This window comes from Nostoc sp. CHAB 5715 (genome assembly GCF_020829685.1).
In the GTDB taxonomy this organism is placed as follows: Bacteria; Cyanobacteriota; Cyanobacteriia; order Cyanobacteriales; family Nostocaceae; genus Nostoc.
In genome coordinates, this window is record NZ_JAIVFR010000881.1 from 1 (window position 1) to 3,195 (window position 3,195).

Below are 3,195 nucleotides of genomic sequence, written 5' to 3' on the forward strand. Positions count from 1 at the left end.
TAAGGCAGGTATTAAAGGCAAAACTTGAGCGGTAGTAGGTGCAATCGCTTTTGGTTGTTGTATAATCTGACTTGATAATATTTGTGAAGTTGAAATATTCGCTGTTTGTAGCGTTCGCTTTTGTGGTGATTCGGTTACAGGTTGTTCCTGTGGTTGAATCGCAGTAGAAGCGGTAGTATTAGTTTCCACTGGGATTATAGGTTTTAAAGGCAACTCTTGAGAAATAGCAGGTGCGTAGGCATTCGTGTAGCGTCTCGTAGAGAAGCCCGCCGTAGACATCGCTGTTGGTTGTTCTATAATCTGACTTGATAATATTTGTAAAGTTAAAATATTCTCTGTTTGTAGCGCTGGCGTTGATAGTAATTCAGCTATAGGTTGTTCCTGTGGTTGAATCGTAGTAGAAGCAGGAGTATTAGTTTCCACTGCTAGCGCAGGTTTTAAAGGTAAAACTTGAGTAGTAGCAGGTGCATTGGCGTTCGCCCAGCGTCTCGTAGAGAAGCCCGTCGTAGACATCGCTGTTGGTTTTGATTGAAGTTGAGGGGGAAATGCTTCAGAACTTTCCACCTGTGATAGCTGAGAATGGGTAAAGACTGGATTAATTTCTGTAGGTTGCTTATGTAAGTTTTCAGTTGCAGACTTTTCCTGTTGTAGAAGGCTAGGGATTGAGAGGATAGTGCTGGTTTCTGCTTGTATTTGCGGGAGAGATTGTTTCAAATACGATACCTTTGGTAAGGGATGAAGAGAAACTGCTCGACTATTTTCAACCGATTGGTTATTTAATAATTGAGTTGTAAGTTCTGCCGATTTTTCATCAATTAACTTTGAGATAGGAGCATTGTTTTCTTTTGCGATCGCAGTCGTTAAAATTGTGGTATTTAGATTTGGCTGCAAAAATGTTTTCTCTTGGTTAGCAAATGAAAACATTCCTGACTCTGTTTGATTTTCGGTGGAATATATTTGCAAATCTGACGTTAAAGGTGATTGCAAAGATAAACTCAGACTATTAATTTCAATTGATTGCTGGGGTAAAAATGTAGGTGTAAGTTGCCTCTGTTTAAAGATTGGGTTAGAGGTGTTTGAAGTCAATAGTAATTTATCTGTTCCCATTTGGGGTTCTAAAACCCCATCTTCTATAAATTGCAAGTTTGGGTTGGGGTTTAAATCCACATCCCAAGTCCCCTGTTCCCTGTTAAGAGTTCCCCGTTCTCTTTTAACATCTGACTCTGAAAAAGACGAATTGAAAGATGATTCCAAGTCAGGCTTCTGTGCAAAATCAGGAGTTGATTTTGGTAATTGTTGGGAAGATTGAACAGGTATTGGAGTTAAATTAGTTAGGAGCAGGTTAGTTAAATCTTCAGATATTTGCAAGTTTGTTGTAGGCGAAATATCAAATGTAAAATTATCTGGCTGTGATGTTGTTTCCAACTCAATTTCTTCTGCGTTAAAAATCGATGGCTCCCAGTCAAGGGTAGACTCTGGTAACGGTTCAAAGACAGATAATACAAAAGGTTGAACTGTATCGATTAGGTTAAAGCTTTTAGCTATCAAATCAAAGAGATAATTACTCATCAGTTCGTCACCATCTCTAAGTACAATTGCCGCCGTCTGGGACTCATGGCCAAAATGTCAGCTTCACGCCAACCGTAAGCAGCAGCCAAAGTATGTACCTCTCGCAAAACTCGAAACGCCCAAGGGTTAATCTCAGCCCAGAAGAACGATACAATGTCAAATAACGATCGCCATTGGTGGTTGCAAGCGCAACAAGAAATATCAATTGGCACATTTGCTTGAGGATCTGCTTGAGCCATTTGGGTAATAACTGCATCTCTCACATGAGATGGCAATTGCTGAAATAGCAGATATTCACTGTTACACACTGCTTGCAAAATACAGCGTTCTAATAAAATCTCTTGGGCAATCTCTGGCTGTTTGTGTTCAGCGATCGCTATCAGATCTAAACTGTTTGGCAGACGAAAACTCACCTGATAATCAGCAAGCTCAAGACAATATTTCTCAACTGGTTCAAGTGACAGTGATGCTACACGCATATCTGCAACATCAAAATTAAGTTCCAAGTCTTCACCACAGTTGGGACAGGTGACTTGACTAACCAGCTGCGAACCAAATGTCCACTCTCGCAATGTCAGCAGCATAGCATCACGCTGACCGAGACTGAGTTGAGTAAGCGTATCTATGGAGGTATCAGGACAAGCACTAGCTAGTAGCTTGATTGCTTTAGACCAAGATGGCTGATTACGTCCCCATTCCCAGATATTTAACAGTTCTGAGGTTGATAGCGATCGCATAGTCTATTTCCCTGCTGGTTTATTAATAAAGCTTGATTAACTCGACTTGTTTAATCAGCCACCACCCTCCTTCTCCCAACCTTCGTTTTCTATCTTTATGTACTCGATAGCGACAGCATTAGCACTAGCATCAAGGTCTGGTAAAGCTTGATATTCCGAAACCCAGCAACCAAAAACGCTATATGAAGCTGCTTTCTCACCAGCTTCATCACGAACCTCAATAGTGATATCTTTACGGAAATCTGCCAGAGACATTTCTGGTTTATCACCAAGCTTCCAGACCTTATTTGCCCATTCTTGAAAATCAGAATGTTTGCTACTAACACCTCGTTCTAAGGTGATGGGATCGTACTTGCTTTGTCCTGGAGACTTATAGACAGTACTAAAGTCGCCACCTGAGCGGTGTTCTATAACCTCAGTAGTTCGCTTCAGACCACTGACTTTACTTACCCCAGCTACTTCTTTACCAGCGAATTTTACAACAAATTTAAAGTTTTTGTAGTAGTCTATACGGTTACTTGAAATAGAAGGCATATATTTCTCCTTAAACTGCTATTTGTCCGGCTATTTGCTGAATCTTGAGAATGACAAATTCAGCAGGTTTGAGAGGAGCAAAGCCAACAATGATATTGACAATTCCTAAGTTAATATCATTTTGGATTGTTGTTTCCTTATCGCACTTTACAAAGTAAGCATCTTCCGGCTTACGACCTTGAAAAGCTCCTTGAAGGAACAGACCATGCATAAAAGCCCCAAGATTCAGAATAAAACTGCTCTTTCAACCTCCAGTCATAGAGATTTAATCTCCGAAACTGTGGACTCCTTAAATAAGAGTTAGCGGGTAGAGTTGATAAGATGTACTCGAAAATTTAACAAGTAAGGACTGTTA

General features: G+C 40.3%; 4 protein-coding genes. All 4 read right to left on the reverse strand.

What is annotated here, in order from left to right:
- Positions 1–1,569, reverse strand: a 1,569-nt coding sequence (locus tag LC574_RS33045) for a hypothetical protein (RefSeq protein ID WP_229457808.1), incomplete at its 3' end; no start/stop codon positions are given.
- Positions 1,569–2,306, reverse strand: a complete 738-nt coding sequence (locus LC574_RS33050) for a phage baseplate protein (protein WP_229457809.1) — start codon at positions 2,304–2,306, stop codon at positions 1,569–1,571. The genes LC574_RS33050 and LC574_RS33045, both read right to left, overlap by 1 nt.
- Positions 2,307–2,360: 54 nt before the next feature.
- Positions 2,361–2,840, reverse strand: a complete 480-nt coding sequence (locus LC574_RS33055) for a phage tail protein (protein ID WP_229457811.1) — start codon at positions 2,838–2,840, stop codon at positions 2,361–2,363.
- Positions 2,841–2,850: 10 nt separating this feature from the next.
- Positions 2,851–3,051, reverse strand: a complete 201-nt coding sequence (locus LC574_RS33060; protein ID WP_229457812.1) for a hypothetical protein — start codon at positions 3,049–3,051, stop codon at positions 2,851–2,853.
- Positions 3,052–3,195: the final 144 nt, after the last annotated feature.

Bases quoted from the DNA above. Each gene is read 5' to 3' on its own strand.
- LC574_RS33060 (WP_229457812.1), bottom strand. From the start codon at position 3,051: ATGCATGGTCTGTTCCTTCAAGGAGCTTTTCAAGGTCGTAAGCCGGAA.
- LC574_RS33055 (WP_229457811.1), bottom strand. From the start codon at position 2,840: ATGCCTTCTATTTCAAGTAACCGTATAGACTACTACAAAAACTTTAAA.
- LC574_RS33050 (WP_229457809.1), bottom strand. From the start codon at position 2,306: ATGCGATCGCTATCAACCTCAGAACTGTTAAATATCTGGGAATGGGGA.